This is a genomic window from Sphingobium xenophagum (genome assembly GCF_002288285.1).
GTDB classification, from domain to species: domain Bacteria; phylum Pseudomonadota; class Alphaproteobacteria; order Sphingomonadales; family Sphingomonadaceae; genus Sphingobium; species Sphingobium xenophagum.
On record NZ_CP022745.1, the window covers coordinates 719,328 to 739,204 of the forward strand.

Consider the following 19,877-nt stretch of genomic DNA (forward strand, 5'->3'; position numbering starts at 1 on the left):
AATTGCGTCCTGACGCAAACACCCCATATTGCCCCCATGGCCATCCAGATCCGCACCACGCTCGACGAGCCCGACACCGAAACCAGCTTCGTGCCGCATCGCCCCGCGCGACCGGACAAGAGCGAGGGCGGGCGCCCGTTCAAGCTGGTGAGCGATTATGAGCCATCGGGCGACCAATGCACCGCGATCCCCGAACTGGTGGAACAGGCACTGGCAGGCGAGCGCGATCAGGTGCTGCTGGGCGTTACGGGCTCCGGCAAGACCTTCACCATGGCCAAGGTGATCGAGGCGTTGCAGCGCCCGGCGCTGATCCTGGCTCCCAACAAGATCCTCGCCGCGCAGCTTTATGGCGAGTTCAAAAGCTTCTTTCCCGACAATGCGGTCGAATATTTCGTCAGCTATTATGATTATTACCAGCCCGAAGCCTATGTGGCGCGGTCGGACACTTATATCGAGAAGGAAAGCAGCGTAAACGAGAGCATCGACCGGATGCGCCATTCGGCCACGCGGTCGCTGCTGGAACGGGACGACTGCATCATCGTCGCATCCGTTTCCTGCCTCTATGGCATCGGCTCGGTAGAAACCTATTCGGCCATGACCTTTTCCATGAAGAAGGGCGGGATAGAGGATCAGCGCGAGATCATCCGCAAGCTGGTCGCGCTCCAATATAAGCGCAACGACGCAGGTTTTGCGCGCGGCAATTTCCGGGTGAAGGGCGACAATCTGGAAATCTTCCCGTCCCATTATGAGGATACCGCCTGGCGCATATCCTTTTTCGGCAACGAGATTGAGGCCATCGTCGAGTTCGACCCGCTGACCGGCAAGAAGGTCGCCAGCCTCGATTATGTGAAAGTCTTTCCCAACAGCCACCATGTCACCCCCGGCCCGACGCTGAAGCAGGCGATGGAGGCGATCCGCTTCGAACTGGCCGAACGGCTCAAGGAGCTGGAGAGCGAGGGCAAGTTGCTGGAGGCGCAGCGGCTGGAGCAGAGGACCAATTTCGACCTGGAGATGATCGCGGCGACGGGATCATGCGCGGGAATCGAAAATTACAGCCGCTTCCTGACTGGCCGCCTGCCCGGCGAACCGCCGCCGACCCTGTTTGAATATCTCCCCGAAAACGCGCTGCTGTTCGTGGATGAAAGCCACCAGACCGTGCCGCAGATCGGCGCGATGGCGCGCGGCGACCATCGGCGCAAGATCACGCTGGCCGAATATGGCTTCCGCCTGCCGTCCTGCATCGACAACCGTCCGCTGCGCTTCAACGAATGGGACGCCATGCGGCCTCAGACGGTCAGCGTCTCCGCCACGCCCGGCAAATGGGAAATGGAGCAGACCGGCGGCGTGTTCAGCGAACAGGTGATCCGCCCCACCGGCCTCATTGACCCCCCGGTCGAGATCAAGCCGGTCGAGGATCAGGTGGACGACCTGATCAACGAATGCCGCAAGGTCACGGCCAATGGCTATCGCACCCTGGTCACCACGCTGACCAAGCGGATGGCCGAGGATTTGACCGAATTCATGCATGAGGCGGGAATCAAGGTCCGGTACATGCATAGCGATGTCGAGACGCTGGAGCGGATCGAACTGATCCGTGACCTGCGGCTTGGCGTCTATGACGTGCTGATCGGCATCAACCTGCTGCGTGAAGGGCTGGACATCCCCGAATGCGGGCTGGTCGCCATTCTGGACGCGGACAAGGAAGGCTTTTTGCGTTCCGAAACCTCGCTGATCCAGACCATCGGGCGCGCGGCGCGGAACGTGGACGGGCGGGTGATCCTCTATGCCGACCGGATCACCGGCAGCATGGAACGCGCGTTGAACGAAACCGGGCGGCGGCGCGAGAAGCAGGAAGCCTATAACCGCGAACATGGCATCACGCCGACGACGATCAAGCGCAACATCGGCGACATCATCGCTCATGTGGCCAACAAGGACAGCGTGCTGGTGGAAACCGGCGATGCCGACCGGCCCCACATGGTCGGCCACAATCTGCGCGCCTATATCGAGGATCTGGAAAAGAAGATGCGCGCCGCCGCCGCTGACCTGGAATTTGAGGAAGCGGGACGGATCAGGGACGAAATCCGCAAGCTGGAGGCGGAGGAATTGGGCTTGCCGCACGATCAACAGGTGGCAGCGCCCAAGGGACGCGCGACCGAAGGCAAGCCGGGTACGCGGAAGTTGCGCTATGGCAAGACCCAAAAGAAATTCGGGCGGTAGGGGTATGCCGTTTCCCAACTAGCCGTTCGTTTCGAGCAAAGTCGAGAAACGCTGTGCTTTGGTTTCTCGACTTTGTTCGAAACGAACGGATGTGGTGTGTTATCGCACCCTCTAAACCACCGCTGGATAATCTGGCGCCGCGCTCTACATAGCGCCTATGCCGCCTGACATGCCCACATCCGCGCCACTACCTCCCGTCTGGGCGACGCTCCGGCGGTTCCTGCCCTATTTGTGGCCGGCGGATGCGCCCGCGTTGCGGCGGCGGGTGGTCGTCGCCATGCTGTGCGTGCTGGCGGCCAAGGTCATCAGCCTGGCCATGCCCTTTGCCTACAAGGCCGCGATCGACCGGATGGTGCCGGGGATGGAACCGACCGCCAGCCTGGCGATCGCGCTGGTCGCGGTCTATGCAGGCGCGCGTTTTGGCAGCGTGTTGTTCGATAATCTGCGCAATGCGGTGTTCGAGAAGGTCGGGCAGGAAGCCGGGCGGCGGCTGGCCGACGATGTGTTCGTCCACCTGCACCGCCTGTCGCTGCGCTTCCATCTCGACCGGCGCACAGGCGCGGTCACGAAGATTGTCGAGCGCGGGACCAAGAGCATCGATACGATGCTCTATTTCCTGCTGTTCAACATTGCGCCCACCGTGCTGGAGCTGATCGCGGTCTGCGTCATTTTCTTCGTGAAGTTCGGTGCGTGGCTCGTCGTCGTGACGCTGGCCATGGTCGCGCTTTACATCTGGTTCACCCGCACCGTGACCGAATGGCGCAACCAGTTGCGCCGCGACATGGTCGACATGGACACCAGCGCTGTCGCCCATGCCGTCGACAGCCTGCTGAATTTCGAAACGGTCAAATATTTCGGCGCGGAAGAACGCGAAGCCAGCCGTTACGGCACGGCGATGCGCCGTTATGCGCAGGCGGCGGTGAAGAGCGAGAATAGCCTGGCCTGGCTCAATATCGGCCAGTCGCTGATCACCAACCTGATGATGGCGGGCGCGATGGCCTATACCGTGTGGGGGTGGAGCCGCGGGCAGTTCACCACCGGCGATGTCGTGCTGGTCAATACGCTGCTGGCGCAACTGTTCCGGCCGTTGGACCTGCTCGGCATGGTCTATCGCACGATCCGGCAGGGCCTGATCGACATGGAAGCGATGTACAGGCTGATAGACACGCAGCAGGAGATTGCCGACTTGGGCGGCGCGCCTGCCCTGATCGCGTCGGGCGGCGAAGTGCGGTTCGATCATGTACGCTTTGGCTATGATCCCGAACGCGAGATATTGCACGACGTCAGCTTCACCGTGCCTGCCGGGCGGACGCTGGCGATCGTGGGGCCGTCGGGCGCGGGCAAATCCACCATCGCGCGCATCCTGTTCCGTTTCTACGATATTCAATCGGGCCAGGTCAGCATAGACGGGCAGGACATCGCCAGCGTGACGCAGGCGTCGCTGCGCGCGGCGATCGGTATCGTGCCGCAGGATATGGTGCTGTTCAACGACACGGTAGGATATAATATTGGCTATGGCCGCGAGGGCGCGAGCCAGGCGGAGATCGAGGCCGCCGCCAAAGCCGCGTCGATCCACGACTTCATCCTTGGCCTGCCGATGGGCTATGATACGCGCGTGGGCGAACGGGGTCTCAAACTGTCGGGTGGGGAAAAGCAGCGAGTGGCGATCGCCCGCACGCTGCTCAAAGACCCGCCAGTGCTGGTGCTGGACGAAGCGACCAGCGCGCTCGACAGCCGGACGGAGAATGAAATTCAGGATGTGCTGCGCAACATTGCCCGCAAACGCACCACCCTGATCGTCGCGCACCGCCTGTCCACGGTGGTCGACGCCGACGAAATCATCGTGCTGGACCAGGGCCGCATCGTCGAACGGGGCCGCCACGCCGATCTGGTGCGGGCGGACGGCCTCTATGCCGTGATGTGGAACCGGCAGGCGGCCGAGCGTGAGGATATGCCGGTCGAGCCGGGGATTGGGGATGTGTTTGAGGTGGTGCGGCCTTAGCTTTTGGCAATTAGCTGGGATAAATATCCTGCTGTCGCTGAATGATATCGGACCAGAAGGGTATGTGTCGTGGAGAACTGATTTCGTAACGACCTTCAAATTCGTTGCGAAAATACTCTTCCAAGTTTGCCCCATAATAAACCGTATCAAACCCATACATCGAGAATATCGGATTGCCCGCTTCGTTCGGCACTTCGGGAATAAAGCGATGGGAAAGCAACGGGATCAGGCGCGGTGCTGATTGGAACGCGGCGCGCACGATCTCGGCTCGCTCCACCGATAGAGCAGGAATATCTCCCCAGCCTGGCCACCAGAGGCCATTTTCCACATCGAACAATAAACAGTCCAACGGCCAGTTCAGCATTTTCCTAATGCGGTCATTTTCTGATGCCCAATTGTAGCCGTCTTCCGGCTGCCGGTCCAAGAGCAAGTCGATCAGGTCTGGCGGAAAGCGTAAGGCATAACGATCCTGTGCGTCATCCAGTTCGCTCTGGGTATAGCCTGCAATCCAGCGGTGCATTTTTCACTCCCAGTCTCAACTGGCACCCAACTGCCGCATTATCGATTCACTCACCCCCAAAATTCGCCGCCACCTCCGGCGGCACGCGCAATATGCGGCCCGTGCTTTTATCCACGATCGCCCAGGTGGATCTGGCCGTGACCTTCACCTTGCCATCGGGGCCGCTGAATTCGATCAGCCGGTCGAAGCGTGCGCCGCGGGGGGCATCGGGAATCCAGGTGCGGACCGTCACCGTCTCGCCCTCCGCCACATTGCCGCGATAGTCGATTTCGTGACGGGTCACGACCCAGACATAGGCTTCGACATGCGCCGGGTCGGCATCATGGGTCCAATGTTCGGTCGCGACCTGCTCCATCCACTGGACCCAGACCGCATTGTTGACATGGCCAAGTATGTCGATGTCGGCCGGCTGGGCGGTGATCTGGGTGGTGTAGGACGCAGCCATCTCTATCCTCCGTTCGGTGCGAGCCTGTCGAGAACAATTCTCGACACCTTTGTTCTTGTCGGGCGCTTCTCGACTTCGTTCGAAGCCGCCCGAACCGAACGGATTTGGAAAAATATCACGCCCCAGCCATCCCCATCTGCCACAAGATGAAGGCAAACTCCTCCGCGCTTTCGTGCAGGCTCTCGAACCGCCCGGATTTGCCGCCATGGCCCGCACCCATATTGGTCTTGAGCAGCAGGACATTGTCGTCCGTCTTGGTCGCGCGCAGCTTGGCCACCCATTTGGCCGGCTCCCAATAGGTGACGCGCGGGTCGTTCAACCCTGCGGTCACCATCAGCGGCGGATAATCCTGCGCCTTCACATTGGCGTAGGGGTCATAAGCCAGGATCGTCTCGAACGCTGCCTTGTCCTCAATCGGATTGCCCCATTCGGGCCATTCGCCCGGCGTCAGCGGCAGCGTTTCGTCCAGCATGGTGTTGAGCACATCGACGAAAGGCACATGCGCCACCACCGCGCCCCACAGATCGGGATCGCTGTTGATGACTGCGCCCATCAGTTCGCCCCCAGCAGAGCCGCCCGAAATGCTGATCCGTCCCTTGCTGCTATAGCCAAGGTCGATCAGCCCCCTGGCCACATCGACAAAGTCGGTGAAGGTGTTGTTGCGTTTGTCGAGCTTACCGTCGAGATACCATTGCTGCCCGAGATCATCGCCGCCGCGAATATGGGCAATGGCGAAGGCAAAGCCGCGATCCAGCAGCGACAGCCGCCCTGTCGAAAAACCCGGCTCCATCGCCATGCCATAGGCGCCATAACCATAGAGGTGCAGCGGCGCGCTGCCATCGCGCGGCAGACCGGCGGGATAGACGATCGACACCGGAATCTGCGTGCCGTCGCGCGCCGGGATCATCAGTCGCTCGGTCGCATAGCGGCTGGCGTCATAGCCTGACGGAATTTCCTGTACCTTGAGCAGCTCGAACCGCTCTTGCGCGATATGATAGTCGAAGATCGTGTCGGGCGTGACCATCGATTCATAGCCGATGCGCAGGACCGTCACGTCATATTCGGGATTGTCATCCAGCGACGCGGAATAGCTTGCCTCCGGGAATGGCAGTCGCTTTGGCGTGTGCGTCGCATAATCGCGCAGCTCGATCTGATCGAGGCCGTCCAGCCGCCCTTCCGTGACGTAGAAGCGTTTGAACAGGGTGAAGTCGGTCAGATAGAAATGCGCATCGGGCGCGATCACCTCCGTCCATTGACCGGGCGCTGCCAGCGTGGCTGTCACCAGTCGGAAATTGGGATGGGTGTCGTTGGTCCTGATGTAGAGCGTACCTTCATGTTCATCGACATCATATTCCCGGCCCGCCTGCCGCGCGGACACGAGCAGGGGCGGCGCAGTGGGATTGTCGGCGGGAATCAGCCAGGCTTCGGTCGTCACATGATCGCCCGTCGCGATGACGATCCATTTTTCCGACGAGGTAAGGCCGATCGAGACGCGGAACCCCTCATCGGCCTCGTGGAACAGTTCGACGTCGGACTCGACGCTCTGCCCCAGCCAGTGCAGCCGGGCATTGTCGGTCCGCCAGTTTTCATTGGCGAGGCCGTAGAGCAGCCCCTTGCTGTCGGACGTCCACACCAGCGATGACAAGGTGTCGGGGATCGACTCCGGCAAAATCTCGCCGGTAAAAAGATCCTTGATCCGCGCCTCGAACCGTTCCGACCCGTCATTGTCGATCGCATAGGCCAGATAGCGGCCATCCGGGCTGACCGACATCGCGCCCAGCCGGAAATAGTCATGGCCCTGCGCCAGCGCCGGTTCGTCCAGTATCAGTTGGTCAGCGCTTCCATCGTCTTTTGCGGCCACGGGCCTGCGATACCATTTGCGATATTGCGCGCCGGTTTCGAATGCGCGCCAGTAGATATAGTCGCCATCCTTTTGCGGAACGGAACTGTCATCTTCCTTGATGCGCCCCTTCATCTCGGCAAACAGCGCGTCGGTCAGCCCCTTGTGCGGGGCCATCGCCGCCTCGAACCAGGCATTTTCCCGCGCCAGATAGTCCAGCACATCCGCGTCCTTGACATCGGGATAGCCCGGATCACGCAGCCAGGCATAATCATCGCTGACGGTGATGCCATGATGGGTGATGCTGTGCGGCCGCGCTAGCGCGACGGGAGCGGCAACGGGCGACATGGTGTTTACGGTCATTCACTATCCATCTGCGAGAACAAGGCGGGCGCTGGCATATAGGCCACAGCCTGCTTATGTTGTTGTCATTATGGCCTGCGCAAGAGGGCCGATACGCAAGGAAGCATGAATGTCCACCTATCAAGACCGTCTCAACGCCCTGCGCGACCAGCTTGCGCGCGACCGGCTGGACGGCTTCGTCGTGCCTTTGACCGACGAGCATATGAGCGAATATGTCGGCGCCTACGCCCAGCGCCTCGCCTGGCTGACCGGGTTCCAGGGGTCGGCGGGCAGCGCCGTGGTGCTGCCGGAACAGGCCGCGATCTTCGTCGACGGCCGCTATACGTTGCAGGTGCGCGAACAGGTTGACGGCGCGCTGTGGCAATATGAGAGCGTCCCGCAAACCTCCATCGCGGACTGGCTGAAGGCCCATGCCCCGGCGGGCGGGCGGATCGGTTATGATCCCTGGCTCCATACCCGTGCCTGGGTGGAGCAGGCGAGCGCGGCACTGGCGGACAAGGGCGCGACGCTGGTGGCGGTGGACACCAACCCGATCGACCTGGTGTGGCCCGACCGCCCTGCCCCCAGCGACGCACGGCTGGTCGTCCATGACGATCGCTATGCCGGGCAGAGCGCGGCGGAAAAGCGGCAGGCGATGGCTGACTGGCTAGTCGGGAAAAAGGCGGATGCCGCGGTGCTCTCCGCGCTGGATTCCATCGCCTGGACCTTCAACATCCGGGGCAAGGATGTGGACCGGACGCCAGTCGCGCTCGCCTATGCCATCGTCCATGCCGACGCGACTGCGGACCTGTATGTCGCGCCCGAAAAGATGGACGAAGCCGTCGCCAAGCATCTGGGCAATGCCGTGCGGGTGCATGATCGCGCCGCTTTTGCCGATGCGCTGGCGGGCTTTGCGGGCAAAAGCGTGGTGGCCGATCCCGAACGGGCGGTGGCGGCGATCTTCGAGGCGCTCGACAGCGGCGGCGCGACCATATTGCCGCTGCGCGATCCTGCTATCCTGCCAAAGGCGATCAAGAACCCGATCGAGATTGCCGGGCACAAATCAGCGCAGGCCCGTGACGGCGCAGCCTTGAGCCGCTTCCTCCACTGGGTGTCCGTGGAAGCGCCCAAGGGCGGCCAGACCGAAATGACCGCTGCCGACCGGCTGGAAGCGTTCCGCAAGGAAACCGGCCTGCTGGAGGATCTGTCCTTCGACACGATCAGCGGGGCCGGCCCGAATGGCGCAGTGGTGCATTACCGGGTCGAGGAAAAGACCAACCGCCCGATCGAGACGGGCACGCTCTATCTGGTCGATTCGGGCGGCCAATATCGCGACGGCACGACCGACGTGACCCGCACGCTGGCGATCGGCGCGCCTAGCCGCGAGATGCAGGAGCGTTTCACGCTGGTGCTGAAAGGCCATGTCGCCCTGGCGCGCGCGGTGTTCCCGGTGGGGACGCGTGGCGGGCAACTCGACATATTGGCGCGGCAGTTCCTCTGGGCGCAGGGTCTGGATTATGCCCATGGCACCGGCCATGGCGTTGGCAGCTTCCTGTCAGTGCATGAAGGACCACAGCGGATCGCGACGTTCGGCGGCGGCGACGAGCCGTTGCAGGCAGGCATGATCCTGTCCAACGAGCCTGGCTATTACAAGACGGGCGAATATGGCATCCGCATCGAAAATCTGGTGCTGGTGGAGGACCGCGCCATTGCGGGCGCGGAAAAGCCGATGCTGGGCTTTGAAACGCTGACCTTCGCCCCGATCGACCGTCATCTGATCGCGCTCGATCTGCTCAGCCCCGACGAGCGGGCATGGGTCGATGCCTATCATGCCAAGGTGCTGTCGGTCGTCGGGCCGCAGCTGGATGGCGATGCAAAGACGTGGCTGGAGAGCGCCTGCGCGCCGCTTTAATCCTTGGGGCTATCGGGCGCGGGCGGCGAAGGCAAGACTTCCCGCGCCTGCGCCTTGCGCCGACGCAGATTGGTGCGCAACGCCTGCGCCAGCCGCGCCTTGCGGTCATCCTGTTCGCTCGTCATGGCATGGCCTTAAGCAAAATGTGGCATCCGCCGCAACCCGCCTTGACAAGGGCGGCGCGCACAGCCATAGGCCCGGCTCCGCAGGCCGAACAGGCCCGCGGACATGAAATAGTGCTGCCGTAGCTCAGTGGTAGAGCGCATCCTTGGTAAGGCTGAGGTCGTGAGTTCAATCCTCACCGGCAGCACCATTTCTCCCCCGGACATCAACATGAACTTGCCGTCAGGCGGGCGGCGGTGCGCTCGATTCCGCGATCAGCAGCGGCAGGTCGACCTCGATCAGCGTGTCGACAGACCGTTTGGCGATGATATCGAACAGACAGCGGGCGGCCATCTGCGCCATCTCCCCCATGGGCCGCTGCACCGTCGTCAGCGCCGGGACGATCATCCTGGCCAACAGGCTGCCATCAAATCCTATGACGGTCAGGTCACGCGGCACCACCAGACGGCGCGAGGCAGCTACCTTGATCACGCCTGCGGCCATGATGTCATTGGCGGCAAAAATCGCGGTCGGCATCGGGTCGATCGACAGCAACCGCTCCGCCGCCGCCACGCCTGACTCAAAGCTGTAATCGCCTGCCTCCTCGCCCACCAACGCCACGCCCGCAGCCGCCAAGGCGGACAGGAAACCCGCGCGACGCTCTTGCGCCGAAAGCATTGCGGGTGGTCCCGACACATGCGCCACGCGCCTATGGCCCAGCGCCACGATATGTTCGGCCACGCGCACGGCGGCATGGCGTTCGCCCGATACCAGCATGGCGTCGAAGCCGGGAAGGCGGACCGATGAAAGCGCCACCGCCGGGATGCCCAGGGTCCGAAGGGCGTCAGCCAGGCCCGGCACACCGGAGACCGGCGCCAGAATGACGACGCCATCGACGCGGGACCGCCGCACGAAATCGAGCACATCCTCGACCGAACCGTCCTGACCCGTCAGGGTTGCGTGGGCAATGACTTCATAGCCTTGTGCGGTCGCTTCGTTCGCGACGCAGCGATGCACGTCGCCCAGCACCAGCACATTCCCGTCATTATGGATCATGCCGATCAGATAGGAGCGTCCGGTCGCCAGTCCCCGCGCACGCGCGCTGGGGCGGAAACCCAGCGCCGCGATCGCGTCCACTATCTTCGCGCGGGTTTCGGCATTGACCTTGGGCGATCCGTTGATCACGCGGGAGACCGTGCGAATGGATACCTGCGCCCGGTCGGCCACGTCCGCGATCGTGACGTCGGCCCCGATCGCCCAATTGCCCTGCTCTGTCATGACACAGCCATAGCCGGTCTGCCGACGCAGACAAGATCATGCATGATTGCCGTAAGACCGGCTTGTCAGTTGGCGAAACTGATGCCGATCCACAGCGTGCGCGGCGTGCCCAGGTCCATGGACCCGCCCGCATTGCGGGTCACGACCTTCTCGTCGAACAGATTTTCGCCCCGTGCCACCAGCGTCACGCCATGGCCGACCGGCAGCCGTGCGATGGCATCGAGTGTCAGCGCGTCAGGCAGCACGTCGCTTTGCAGGTCATCCTCATATTGTTTGGCGACATAGCGCAGCGTGGTCGACAGGGTCGGCCCCTGCGCCGGACTATAGGCAATGGTCGCACTGGCGGCATGGCGGGGGCTTTGCGCCGGGGTCAGGCCGTCAAAGGGTTCACCGGGCGCATGCACGCTGCTGTGGCTATAGGCGTAGGAGGCGGAAAGGCGCATGTCCCCCAGCGCCGCTGCCGCCGTCAGTTCGATCCCCTTCGCCACGATGCGATCGACATTGCGACGCTGGCGGGTGGTCGCATTGATGGTGACATTGGCGATGGCGTCGTCCAGCCGGTTATAGAAGGCGGTGGCCGACAGGGTGACGCCCGGTGCGGGCGTAAGGTCGATGCCTGCTTCCGCCCCCTTCAGCTTTTCCGGGGTCAGCGCGGCATTGGCCTGCGTCGTGATCGGAAAGACTACGAACGGACGGTAGAGTTCATTTAGCGTCGGTAAGCGGAAGCCGCTATAGGCCGCGCCGCGCAACGCTATCGCCTCGGTCACCCGGTAGAGCGCGCCGACCCTGCCCGACACTTCCCAGTCGGACCGGTCCGCAAAGGCGCTGTTGGTGACTGCCCCGGTCGTCGCACTGACCTGCCGGTAAAAACCGTTGCGGATCGACCAGCGATCGGCCCGCACCCCGCCGGTCAGGACCAGCTTGCCAATCGTCCAGTCATCCTCGACAAAAATACCGCTGGTCAGTTCCTTCCCTCCGGCATGGCGGCGGAAGGTCGCGGGGTTGCTGGCGATATTCGCGTTGAAGGCGTCCTCGAACATGTCGCCGGTGGCGAAGCGGGTGTCGACACCGACGCGCAGCAGATGGTTGCCACCGACGGGCGGCCGCAGTTCGATCTTGCCGCCAAGGCCGGTCGAGGGCGTGTTGCGCTGGTCTAGCGACTTGCGGAAGGTCGAGGACGACATGACGATGTTGGAAAAATTGCGCGCCTGTATGTAGGCCAGCGCATCGACCTGCCACGGCCCGCGATTGATATAGCGGATGCTGGCGTCCTGCCCCTGGCTCATACTGTCCGCACCGGCGAAACGCAGCGTGCGGTTATCTTCAAACAGGGTTGCGCGAAATTGCAGTTCGGCGTTCGCGGAGACAGGCGCGACCGCGCGTATGTTGGTGGACCATCCGTCATAGGCGGCGGGCACGGTCGCGGCGACGCGCTGTCCCTTGGGTGTCGTCTGGAACCCGTCTCCCCTGTCCCACCGCCCGGACAGCGACACATAGCCGCTGCCAAGGTCCGGCGTCAGGCTGGCGGACAATTCGGTCGAATCGCGGCTGCCATAAAAGGCGCTCGCGGCAAAGATCGGCAGTTGATCGCGCGTGGCGCTGGCCAGTTCGATCGTGCCCGCGACCGCCCCTGCACCAAATGCGCCGATACCCCCGCCGCGCGTCACCCGGACGACCGACAGCCGATCAGGCACCAGCGCGTTGAACGGAATATAGCCGAAGAAGGGATCGGCCATCGGCACGCCGTCCAGCAGCAGCAACGTCCGGCTGGACGCATTGCCGCCCAGCGCGCGCAGGGTCGCGCCTTGCGCCGAAGGGTTGGCGGACCGGCTGTCGGACCGGCGGAACTGCTGGAAACCAGCGACATCGCCCAGCACGCTTTCGATCCGGCCCGACGCGCTGTCCTGCAACCGGGCGCGGTCGATCACCACCGACCCATAGGCCGGAGTGCCGGGCGGCAGCGACAGGCCCGTGCCAGTGACGATGATCGACGGCGTATCCCCCGCATCGTCCGGCGCCTGCGCCAGCGCGGCTGTAGGTATGGACAAGAGCAAGGCGGGCAGAATGGTGGTTTTCATGACAATCCCCTCGGCGCCCCCTGTCCTGATTTTTCAGCATTTTTGCAAACGGAAAGGGACCGCACCCTTTCTAGGATGCAGTCCCCGCCCCGTAACATTGTTCCTTGGGTCGACCAGCCGGTCAGAAGAACAGGATCGCCCCGGCCGCCAGCGCGTCGGAACTGGCCTCATTGCCATTATGCGCTTTCGACGTCGTGTGGACATATTCGCCCAGCAGCGTCACCCAGCTGTTGAGGCCGTAACGCACTTGCCCGACCCAGCTGCCATTCTTGTCCACGAGCAGCGGATTGGCCAGTGCATCGGCAGCATTGGCATAATCGAGATGGCTTTCACCATAGCTGCCGCCAACCGAGATTTTGCCGAACGTCGCCAGCCCCTGCAGATAGAAGCCATGGCTGTCGCGCCGGTTGCCAAGACCATCGGTATCGAACAGGTTGAGCGCGGTCGTGCCCAGGCCCGACGCATCATAATAGGTGCCGACCAGCGTGACCGGCCCGAACGTGACCTTGGCACCCGCATCCCAGCCCCAGCCGGTATAGTCCGGACCCGCAATCACATTATGCTTTTGGCTGATCCCCGACAGCCACAGCCGCGTCGCAACCTCGCCCAGCTTGCCATCATAGACGAACTTCGCCTGGAAGCCCGGCTGCTTGTTCGATTCCGCCGGGCCGGTGAGCGAGGACAAGGGCTCGAAAATGCCGACACTGGCGGTGAAACCGTTGAAATTGGGCGTGGTATAGGTGATCTGCGGCTGGAAATCGGTGTAGATATAGCCAGTGCCGATCCGTCCCAGCGTCGTGTTGGACGGGGCGACATTGCCTGCCGGCGTGCCCGACGACAGCAGGGTGATGTCGTTGAGGATCGCTTCGGACCCGAACAGCCCGATGTCGCGGCCGATCTTCACTTCACCAAAACCGGCCCGACCAAAGGTCAGATAGGTCTGGCGAAAGTCGATCCCGGCGGTCTGGAGCGCGCGGGGATTGCCGGGGCTGTTGGCCCCGCCGCCCGCGGCATAATTGACCGAGTTGATGCCGGGATACATGCCGAAATGCGCGCCGACGTCCCAGCCGCCCTGCGTCGTCATCGCCTCGACCTTCAGGAAGCCGGGCAGCAGGCCATTGCGGATCGCCGAGCTGTTGCCGCCCACCGTCGCCACGCCGCCTACGACGGTGTTGGTCGCATTGGGTGCCTCGCCATTGTCATGGACGTAAAAGCCATTGACCGAACCGGAGAATTTGAGCGTGACATCGCCCATTTGCAGCCCCACACCGCTGTCGGCCATGCGGACCAGCGGCTTGCCGCCCGACGCATCCGGAGTGACTGGCGGCGCTTGCGCGGCCTCTGCGCTCTGGCCCTTCAGCAGCTCCTGATATTCCTCATCGGTCAGGATGCCCTTTTCATGCAGGCGCTTGAGCAGATCGGCCGTGGTGCCGGCCATGGCCGGTGCAGCGGTGGCGGCGAGCAGCAGCGCTCCCGCCGCGCTCATCAGGCGCAACGTCCCTTTCATATCATCCTCCCGTTCGTGACGCCGGTTTCCCCCCGGCCGAAGCAGGAGAGTGGCGGGTCCGAACGGACAGGAAAATTAGACTTAGGTTCTCATCCCTTCGGACAGTGCAGGCGCGCCGAAAGGGATAGCGTCAATGGCTGATCAGGCCGACGATCCGCACAAGTTGCGACTCCCGGCGACATCCGGTCTTGTCGTAGATGCTGCGCAGTTGCACCTTCAACGTCTCGGCCGATACGCCGCGCGCCGCCGCGATGTCGGCGCGGGACTGGCCGGCCGCCAGCCGGATGGCGATGTCGGCTTCGGCCGGGGTCAGGCCGAATGTCCGCATCAACAGCTGGACGTGCCGGTCCGTCGGCGCGCCAACCCGCGCGATCATGATGGCGCGCGGCGCGAACGGCAGTGCCCAGGGTCGACTGGGCAAGGGGTAGCATTCCAGCATGATGCCCACGCCCCCGCTATCATCGCGCAGCGCGACCGGATCGGCAGCGCGGCCAGGCGGGTCTATCACGGCGCGAACCGCGCGAGCGATGGCGCGGCTTTCATCGGGCCGTTCGCTGGCCAGCCAGCCATCACGGACGCGAATGCGGCTGGTCGCCAGCAGCGCGTCGGCGCGCGGGGTCATGCCCCCAACCCGCCCGGTCGCATCGAGCAGCCAGCAGGCGCGGTCCATCGCCTCGAACGTGCCGGACAACAGCGCAAATCCCTGCTGCTCGATCGCGCGCTGAAGCAACACGGCCGTGCGGACGTGCGGGGCAATCGCGCCAAACAGGTCGCGCTGCTCCTGGGTTGTGCGCCCATCCTTGCTGTCGCGCAGCAACGCCAGCCCGATCATCCCTTCCCGTCCCGCCAGAAGGCGGGTCTGACAGCCATTGAAAATGTCGAAATCGGCGCAAAGGTCGAGATAGTCGTCCGCGCGCAGCGACTGGCGCGCCACATCATATTGCGCTTCGTGGACGATGGTCGGACTGTCGCGCAAAGCGTCAGCCGCGACGCGATAATTGAGGTCAGGTCGGGACTGGTCGATCGTCGCGGTCTTGGCGACGATGCTGTCATCAATGTCGCTGATCCAGTTGAAACTGCTGGCGCCGGGACCAAAGCCGATCAGTTGGCCATGGCGCGACCCGGTCGCGGCGGCCATTGCCCTGATCGCCCTGTCCCAGTTTTCCGGGTCCAGCGCGGCGGACAGAAACAGGTCTGCCCATTCATCCCCATTCGTGGCGCGTGACGCCATCCCCCATAACCCCCACAGTCAAGCAGGCATCCGATACGCAATATTTGGTTCAAGTCAAATATACGTAAGGAAAAGGGGCAAGTGATTCTGGGCGTTACTGTTATGGATTAACCCAGATCAAGCCGCCTGCGCCAACGCTTCTTCCCGCATGGCGCAAAACATCCAGCAAGGCGGAATATTGCGCCATTCCCGTCCTTCACGGACATGCGCGAATAACGGGTCGAGCAGACGGCGGACATAGCGTGAATATTGATAGACCAGGAAAGCGCCGCCCGGCCGCAATGCGGTGCGCGTTTCAGCGCAGATGGACGCGCCCACCGTGTCGGGCAATGTCGAAAAGGGGATGCCGGACAATATATAGTCCGCCTGGACATGACCCGCTTGCCGGATAAAGCGCCGCACGTCGGCAGCCGACCCATGCACGACCTTCAGCCTCGGATCGTCGAATTGCGCCTCCAGATAGGCGACGAAATCCAGATTGAGGTCAATTGCCAACAGGATCGCGTCGGGGTGCAACCGATCAAGTATCGCCTGCGTGAAGGTGCCGACCCCCGGCCCATATTCGACGAACAGCCGCGTATTGTGCCAATCGACCTGATCCAGCATCCGGTCCACCAGCGTCGCAGAGGAAGGAATGATCGATCCGATCATGCCGGGATGCCTGACGAACTGGCGGAAAAACATGCCCCATTGCTGGAGAAACCGGCCAGCACCTGGTTTGCCGCCCGGAATATTTTTCTTTTTCAAGGGAATGGAGGCCATCACTATCCGTCTGTCTATGATCGTGGTCGGGCGTCGCAAATATCAGTGCGACTGGCAAGCCGCTTTGCATTTACATGACAAGAAACGCGCAGGCGGCATATGGTTTCCCTCGCCGCCTGCTTGTCCCTTCAACTCGCCCCTCGCAACATGCCGGGGGAAACGAAGCCGATCGGGTCGACCTGCAACGCCTTCTGCTTCAGTGTCGCCTGGATCTTTTCATATTCATGCTCCATTTCCGGCGTCACCGATGCGCGCGTTTCCTCCAGCGCCGCTTCGAAATGGGCCATCATCACCTTGTCGACCGACAGCGACTGGCGCAACGCGAACAGGCCCGCCCGTCGCGCCAGATCCTCCAGATCAGCGCCAGTGAAGCGTTCCGTCCGTGCCGCCAGTGAAGCCAGGTCGACATCATCGCCCAGCGGCATCTTGCCGGTATGGATCGACAGGATGCGCTGACGGCCCGCCCGATCGGGGACCGGCACATAGATGAGTTCGTCGAACCGCCCCGGCCGCAGCAGCGCCGGATCGACCAGCGTGGGCCGGTTGGTCGCGCCGATGACCACCACCGACTGCAATTCTTCCAGCCCGTCCATTTCGGCCAGGATGGTATTGACCACCCGCTCGGTCACTTGCGGTTCGCCCATGCCATTGCCGCGCGCGGGGACCAGGCTGTCCAGCTCGTCAATGAAGATGACGGTCGGCGCCACCTGCCGTGCGCGGGCAAACAGCCGGGCAATCTGCTGCTCGCTCTCGCCATACCATTTGGACAGAAGGTCGCTCGATTTGGTGGCGATGAAATTGGCCTGCGCTTCCCGCGCCACAGCCTTGGCCAGCAGGGTCTTGCCCGTGCCGGGCGGGCCGTAGAGAAGGAAGCCCTTGGCCGGACGAATGCCGATGCGGCGGAAGGCATCGGGGTCTTTCAGCGGCAGCTCCACCCCTTCCTTCAGCCGCATCTGCGCGTCATCCAGCCCGCCAATGTCGGACCAGCCGATATTGGGCGCCTGCACCATCACTTCGCGCATGGCCGATGGCTGGACGCGCTTGATCGCGGCCATGAAATCATCGCGGGTGACCGACAATTCCTCCAGCACGTCAGGCGGGATCGTGCCGTCCTCCAGATTGAGGCGCGGCATGAACCGTCGCACCGTCTCGATCGCCGCCTCGCGAGTCAGCGCCGCCAAATCCGCGCCGACGAAGCCGTAGGTCATGCGCGCCAGTTCCGACAGGTCGACCGTATCGCCCAGCGGCATCCCGCGCGTATGGATGCCCAATATCTCGCGCCGCCCACGCTCGTCGGGCACGCCGACGACGATTTCCCGGTCGAACCGACCGGGACGCCGCAACGCCTCGTCAATCGCTTCGGGGCGGTTGGTCGCCGCGATCACGACCAGATTGGTGCGTGCCTCCAGCCCGTCCATCAACGTCAGGAGTTGTGCGACCAGCCGCTTTTCGGTCTCGCCGGTCACTTGCCCCCGTTTCGGCGCGATCGAATCAATCTCGTCGATGAACAGAATCGACGGCGCAGCCTTCGACGCCGCCTCGAAAACCTCGCGCAGCTGCTTTTCCGATTCGCCATAGGCAGACCCGACGATTTCCGGCCCGTTGATCAGGAAGAATTCGGCTTCCGATTCATTGGCAACCGCGCGCGCCAGCCGGGTCTTGCCCGTACCCGGCGGGCCATGGAGCATCACCCCGCGCGGCGGATCGACGCCCAGACGCTGGAACAGTTCCGGATAGCGCAACGGCAATTCGACCATTTCGCGCAACTGGTCGATCGTATCGGCCATGCCGCCCACATCGTCATAGGTGACGTCAGCACGGCGCGCTTCCTTGGGTTCCTCATATTCGGGGCGCAGCTCAACCTCGGTCTCGGCGTCGATATGAACGATGCCCTTGGGTATGGTCGATACGACGACGAGCCGGATTTCCTGCAGAGCGTAAGCCGGCGCGGCCAGCATCTGCCGCAACTGGGGCGGCATGTCGCCGGGTGGCACCTGCTGCTGCCCAGCCGTCGCGACGACATCGCCCGCTGTCAGGGGACGCTGAAAGAAAACCCGCTTCAACGCTTCGGGATGCCCTTGAAGCCGCAGATTATTTTGTGCAGGCGCGAACACGACACGCTGGGCCGCGCGCGACTCCAGCTTGTCGATATGGACGAAATCGCCGGAGCCGACACCGGCATTGGCCCGTTGCAGCCCGTCCAAGCGCAGCACGTCCAGCCCTTCATCTTCCTTATAGGGGCGCACTACCCGCGCAGCGGTCGATCGCTTGCCAATGATCTCGATCACATCGCCTTCAGCTAGGCTCAGCTGCGCCATAACCGCCAGTGGCAGCCGCGCCAGCCCGCGTCCGGCATCTTCTGGTCGCGCATTGGCAACCTGAATCCGCCGTCCCGTCACGTCATCTTCCGCCATTGCGGGCCCCTCCTTTTCGCTCAATCACGAAATAGGAAACGACGCGGCCAAGGAAAAGGGGCAGGAGGCGAAGCCCTGCGCACAAAAAAAGGGCCAGCCCAAAGGCCAGCCCGGAAAGTTTTAGGAGAGGATGCCTGAAAGGCACCCCCTATGTGCACCGCGGCAGAATTTATTGCAAGTGCGAAAAGAAAAGGGGAGTTGCAGAAAATGCATCTTGCCATTTTGGAGATTTTCCTGCTGAGTGTGGACAGGATGCTTGGAACCGGCTGCCGCTGCGATCGACAAAAAGACATGATGCGACGCAGCGCACCGGCTTCGGATTAGTGAAGACAGATGCGCAGATTGCCGCCCCTTACGGCCCTGGAGGCCTTTGTTCAGGTTGCGCGCCTTGGCTCGGTCAAGGCTGCGGCGGAAGAACTCGCACTCTCGACTCCAGCGCTCAGCCGCCGCGTTCAGGCGCTGGAGCGCTTCATCGGCCGCCCACTGTTCGACCGCAAGCATCAGGCGCTGGAAATCAATGCTGAGGGGCAGAGGCTGCTGGACGATATCGCGCCAGCCCTCGATTCCCTTGCGCAGGCGCTGGAAAATATCCAGAGCGGCGGCAACCAGTTGCGGCTGCGACTGGCGGTCATGCCCCTGTTCGCAACCCAAAGGCTGTTTCCCCATCTGGGCGCGCTGCGCGCGCTGCATCCGCAATTGCACATCGACATCGAAACGACGCCCCATGCCGTCGCCCGGCTGGGTGAAGGGCTGGACGCGGCGATCGTGCTGGCCAAGGATATCGACGCCGCGCTCTATGCGCATGAACTGGATCATGACGAAGTCTATGTCATCGGCGCGCGATCTCTGCTCGAATCGCCCCATGCGCTGACGTCGCCGGGGGAACTGGCACAGCATACTGTGCTGCTCCACCGCGACATGCCGTTGGCGTTCGATGCCTGGAAGGAAGCGGTCGGCCTGCCCGACCTGCAACCGCTGGCGACGGACAATTATGATTCAGGACAGTTGATGCTGGAAGCGGCAGCACAGGGGCTTGGCGTCGCCTTCATGCACGCCAGCCATTTCAAGGAAGCTGCCGACAACCGGCTGGTCCGCCTGTTTCCGATCCGCGTCGAAAGCCCCTATCGCTATTATTTCGTCTGTCGTCCCCGCGCGCTCCAGACCCGCGCCGTGCGTATCTTCCGCGACTGGTTGATCGCCGCCGATATCTGACGGGACGCCGAG

General features: G+C 62.9%; 15 protein-coding genes and 1 tRNA gene. 6 read left to right on the plus strand and 10 right to left on the minus strand.

Annotation, left to right across the window (positions count from 1 at the left end; all coding sequences use genetic code 11):
* The first annotated feature begins 36 nt into the window (after positions 1 to 36).
* Both uvrB and CJD35_RS03575 read left to right on the plus strand, forming a co-directional pair.
* Positions 37 to 2,220, plus strand: coding sequence for an excinuclease ABC subunit UvrB (uvrB, locus tag CJD35_RS03570; protein ID WP_017184280.1), 2,184 nt, complete (start codon positions 37 to 39; stop codon positions 2,218 to 2,220).
* Positions 2,221 to 2,377: 157 nt separating this feature from the next.
* Positions 2,378 to 4,222 (plus strand): ABCB family ABC transporter ATP-binding protein/permease, encoded by a 1,845-nt coding sequence (locus tag CJD35_RS03575; RefSeq protein WP_026002596.1) that lies wholly within the window; start codon positions 2,378 to 2,380, stop codon positions 4,220 to 4,222.
* A 10-nt stretch (positions 4,223 to 4,232) separates the two neighbouring features.
* Here the strand turns inward: CJD35_RS03575 and CJD35_RS03580 are convergent, their stop codons facing one another.
* The 3 genes from CJD35_RS03580 to CJD35_RS03590 all read right to left on the minus strand — a co-directional run bounded on the left by CJD35_RS03580 (position 4,233) and on the right by CJD35_RS03590 (position 7,390).
* Positions 4,233 to 4,742 carry a hypothetical protein gene (locus tag CJD35_RS03580; RefSeq protein WP_017184278.1) on the minus strand — a complete coding sequence of 170 codons (510 nt, stop codon included), beginning with the start codon at positions 4,740 to 4,742 and terminating at the stop codon, positions 4,233 to 4,235.
* A 46-nt stretch (positions 4,743 to 4,788) separates the two neighbouring features.
* Positions 4,789 to 5,187 (minus strand): acyl-CoA thioesterase, encoded by a 399-nt coding sequence (locus CJD35_RS03585; protein WP_017184277.1) that lies wholly within the window; start codon positions 5,185 to 5,187, stop codon positions 4,789 to 4,791.
* 115 nt (positions 5,188 to 5,302) lie between these two features.
* The gene (locus tag CJD35_RS03590; RefSeq protein ID WP_026002595.1) at positions 5,303 to 7,390 is read right to left on the minus strand and encodes a S9 family peptidase; all 2,088 of its coding nucleotides are present in this window, start codon (positions 7,388 to 7,390) and stop codon (positions 5,303 to 5,305) included.
* 109 nt (positions 7,391 to 7,499) lie between these two features.
* Here CJD35_RS03590 and CJD35_RS03595 point away from each other — a divergent pair, with 109 nt between their 5' ends.
* Complete coding sequence (locus CJD35_RS03595; protein WP_017184275.1) at positions 7,500 to 9,281, plus strand: aminopeptidase P family protein; 1,782 nt, start codon at positions 7,500 to 7,502, stop codon at positions 9,279 to 9,281.
* Here CJD35_RS03595 and CJD35_RS23375 read toward each other — a convergent pair.
* A complete protein-coding gene (locus CJD35_RS23375) occupies positions 9,278 to 9,406 on the minus strand; it encodes a hypothetical protein (protein WP_017184274.1) in 129 nt (42 codons plus the stop codon). The genes CJD35_RS03595 and CJD35_RS23375 overlap by 4 nt on opposite strands.
* Before the next feature lie 113 nt (positions 9,407 to 9,519).
* On the opposite strand from CJD35_RS23375, the gene CJD35_RS03600 reads away from it, so the two are divergent.
* Positions 9,520 to 9,594 (plus strand) — tRNA-Thr (locus tag CJD35_RS03600).
* A gap of 32 nt (positions 9,595 to 9,626) precedes the next feature.
* On the opposite strand, the gene CJD35_RS03605 is transcribed toward CJD35_RS03600, so the two are convergent.
* The 6 genes from CJD35_RS03605 to CJD35_RS03630 form a co-directional block, all read right to left on the minus strand.
* Positions 9,627 to 10,661, minus strand: a complete 1,035-nt coding sequence (locus tag CJD35_RS03605; protein ID WP_017184273.1) for a LacI family DNA-binding transcriptional regulator — start codon at positions 10,659 to 10,661, stop codon at positions 9,627 to 9,629.
* Between the two features lie 65 nt (positions 10,662 to 10,726).
* A complete protein-coding gene (locus tag CJD35_RS03610; protein WP_017184272.1) occupies positions 10,727 to 12,739 on the minus strand; it encodes a TonB-dependent receptor plug domain-containing protein in 2,013 nt (670 codons plus the stop codon).
* Between the two features lie 121 nt (positions 12,740 to 12,860).
* Positions 12,861 to 14,246, minus strand: a complete 1,386-nt coding sequence (locus tag CJD35_RS03615) for a porin (protein WP_026002594.1) — start codon at positions 14,244 to 14,246, stop codon at positions 12,861 to 12,863.
* A gap of 130 nt (positions 14,247 to 14,376) precedes the next feature.
* Entirely contained in the window at positions 14,377 to 15,477 is a 1,101-nt protein-coding gene (locus CJD35_RS03620) for a helix-turn-helix transcriptional regulator (RefSeq protein ID WP_017184270.1), read from the minus strand.
* Positions 15,478 to 15,594: 117 nt separating this feature from the next.
* The gene (locus CJD35_RS03625) at positions 15,595 to 16,239 is read right to left on the minus strand and encodes a class I SAM-dependent methyltransferase (RefSeq protein ID WP_017184269.1); all 645 of its coding nucleotides are present in this window, start codon (positions 16,237 to 16,239) and stop codon (positions 15,595 to 15,597) included.
* Between the two features lie 128 nt (positions 16,240 to 16,367).
* Positions 16,368 to 18,653 carry a CDC48 family AAA ATPase gene (locus tag CJD35_RS03630; protein WP_017184268.1) on the minus strand — a complete coding sequence of 762 codons (2,286 nt, stop codon included), beginning with the start codon at positions 18,651 to 18,653 and terminating at the stop codon, positions 16,368 to 16,370.
* A gap of 150 nt (positions 18,654 to 18,803) precedes the next feature.
* On the opposite strand from CJD35_RS03630, the gene CJD35_RS22670 reads away from it, so the two are divergent.
* The gene (locus tag CJD35_RS22670) at positions 18,804 to 18,977 is read left to right on the plus strand and encodes a hypothetical protein (protein WP_167383134.1); all 174 of its coding nucleotides are present in this window, start codon (positions 18,804 to 18,806) and stop codon (positions 18,975 to 18,977) included.
* Between the two features lie 9 nt (positions 18,978 to 18,986).
* Complete coding sequence (locus tag CJD35_RS03635) at positions 18,987 to 19,865, plus strand: LysR substrate-binding domain-containing protein (RefSeq protein WP_017184267.1); 879 nt, start codon at positions 18,987 to 18,989, stop codon at positions 19,863 to 19,865.
* Positions 19,866 to 19,877: the final 12 nt, after the last annotated feature.

Coding starts and splice junctions, on each gene's coding strand:
- CJD35_RS03630 (WP_017184268.1), bottom strand. CDS start 18,653: ATGGCGGAAGATGACGTGACGGGACGGCGGATTCAGGTTGCCAATGCG.
- CJD35_RS22670 (WP_167383134.1), top strand. CDS start 18,804: ATGTGCACCGCGGCAGAATTTATTGCAAGTGCGAAAAGAAAAGGGGAG.
- CJD35_RS03590 (WP_026002595.1), bottom strand. CDS start 7,390: ATGACCGTAAACACCATGTCGCCCGTTGCCGCTCCCGTCGCGCTAGCG.
- CJD35_RS03620 (WP_017184270.1), bottom strand. CDS start 15,477: ATGGCGTCACGCGCCACGAATGGGGATGAATGGGCAGACCTGTTTCTG.
- CJD35_RS03580 (WP_017184278.1), bottom strand. CDS start 4,742: ATGCACCGCTGGATTGCAGGCTATACCCAGAGCGAACTGGATGACGCA.
- CJD35_RS03610 (WP_017184272.1), bottom strand. CDS start 12,739: ATGAAAACCACCATTCTGCCCGCCTTGCTCTTGTCCATACCTACAGCC.
- CJD35_RS03575 (WP_026002596.1), top strand. CDS start 2,378: ATGCCGCCTGACATGCCCACATCCGCGCCACTACCTCCCGTCTGGGCG.
- CJD35_RS03635 (WP_017184267.1), top strand. CDS start 18,987: ATGCGCAGATTGCCGCCCCTTACGGCCCTGGAGGCCTTTGTTCAGGTT.
- CJD35_RS03625 (WP_017184269.1), bottom strand. CDS start 16,239: ATGGCCTCCATTCCCTTGAAAAAGAAAAATATTCCGGGCGGCAAACCA.
- CJD35_RS03585 (WP_017184277.1), bottom strand. CDS start 5,187: ATGGCTGCGTCCTACACCACCCAGATCACCGCCCAGCCGGCCGACATC.
- CJD35_RS03605 (WP_017184273.1), bottom strand. CDS start 10,661: ATGACAGAGCAGGGCAATTGGGCGATCGGGGCCGACGTCACGATCGCG.
- uvrB (WP_017184280.1), top strand. CDS start 37: ATGGCCATCCAGATCCGCACCACGCTCGACGAGCCCGACACCGAAACC.
- CJD35_RS03595 (WP_017184275.1), top strand. CDS start 7,500: ATGTCCACCTATCAAGACCGTCTCAACGCCCTGCGCGACCAGCTTGCG.
- CJD35_RS23375 (WP_017184274.1), bottom strand. CDS start 9,406: ATGACGAGCGAACAGGATGACCGCAAGGCGCGGCTGGCGCAGGCGTTG.
- CJD35_RS03615 (WP_026002594.1), bottom strand. CDS start 14,246: ATGAAAGGGACGTTGCGCCTGATGAGCGCGGCGGGAGCGCTGCTGCTC.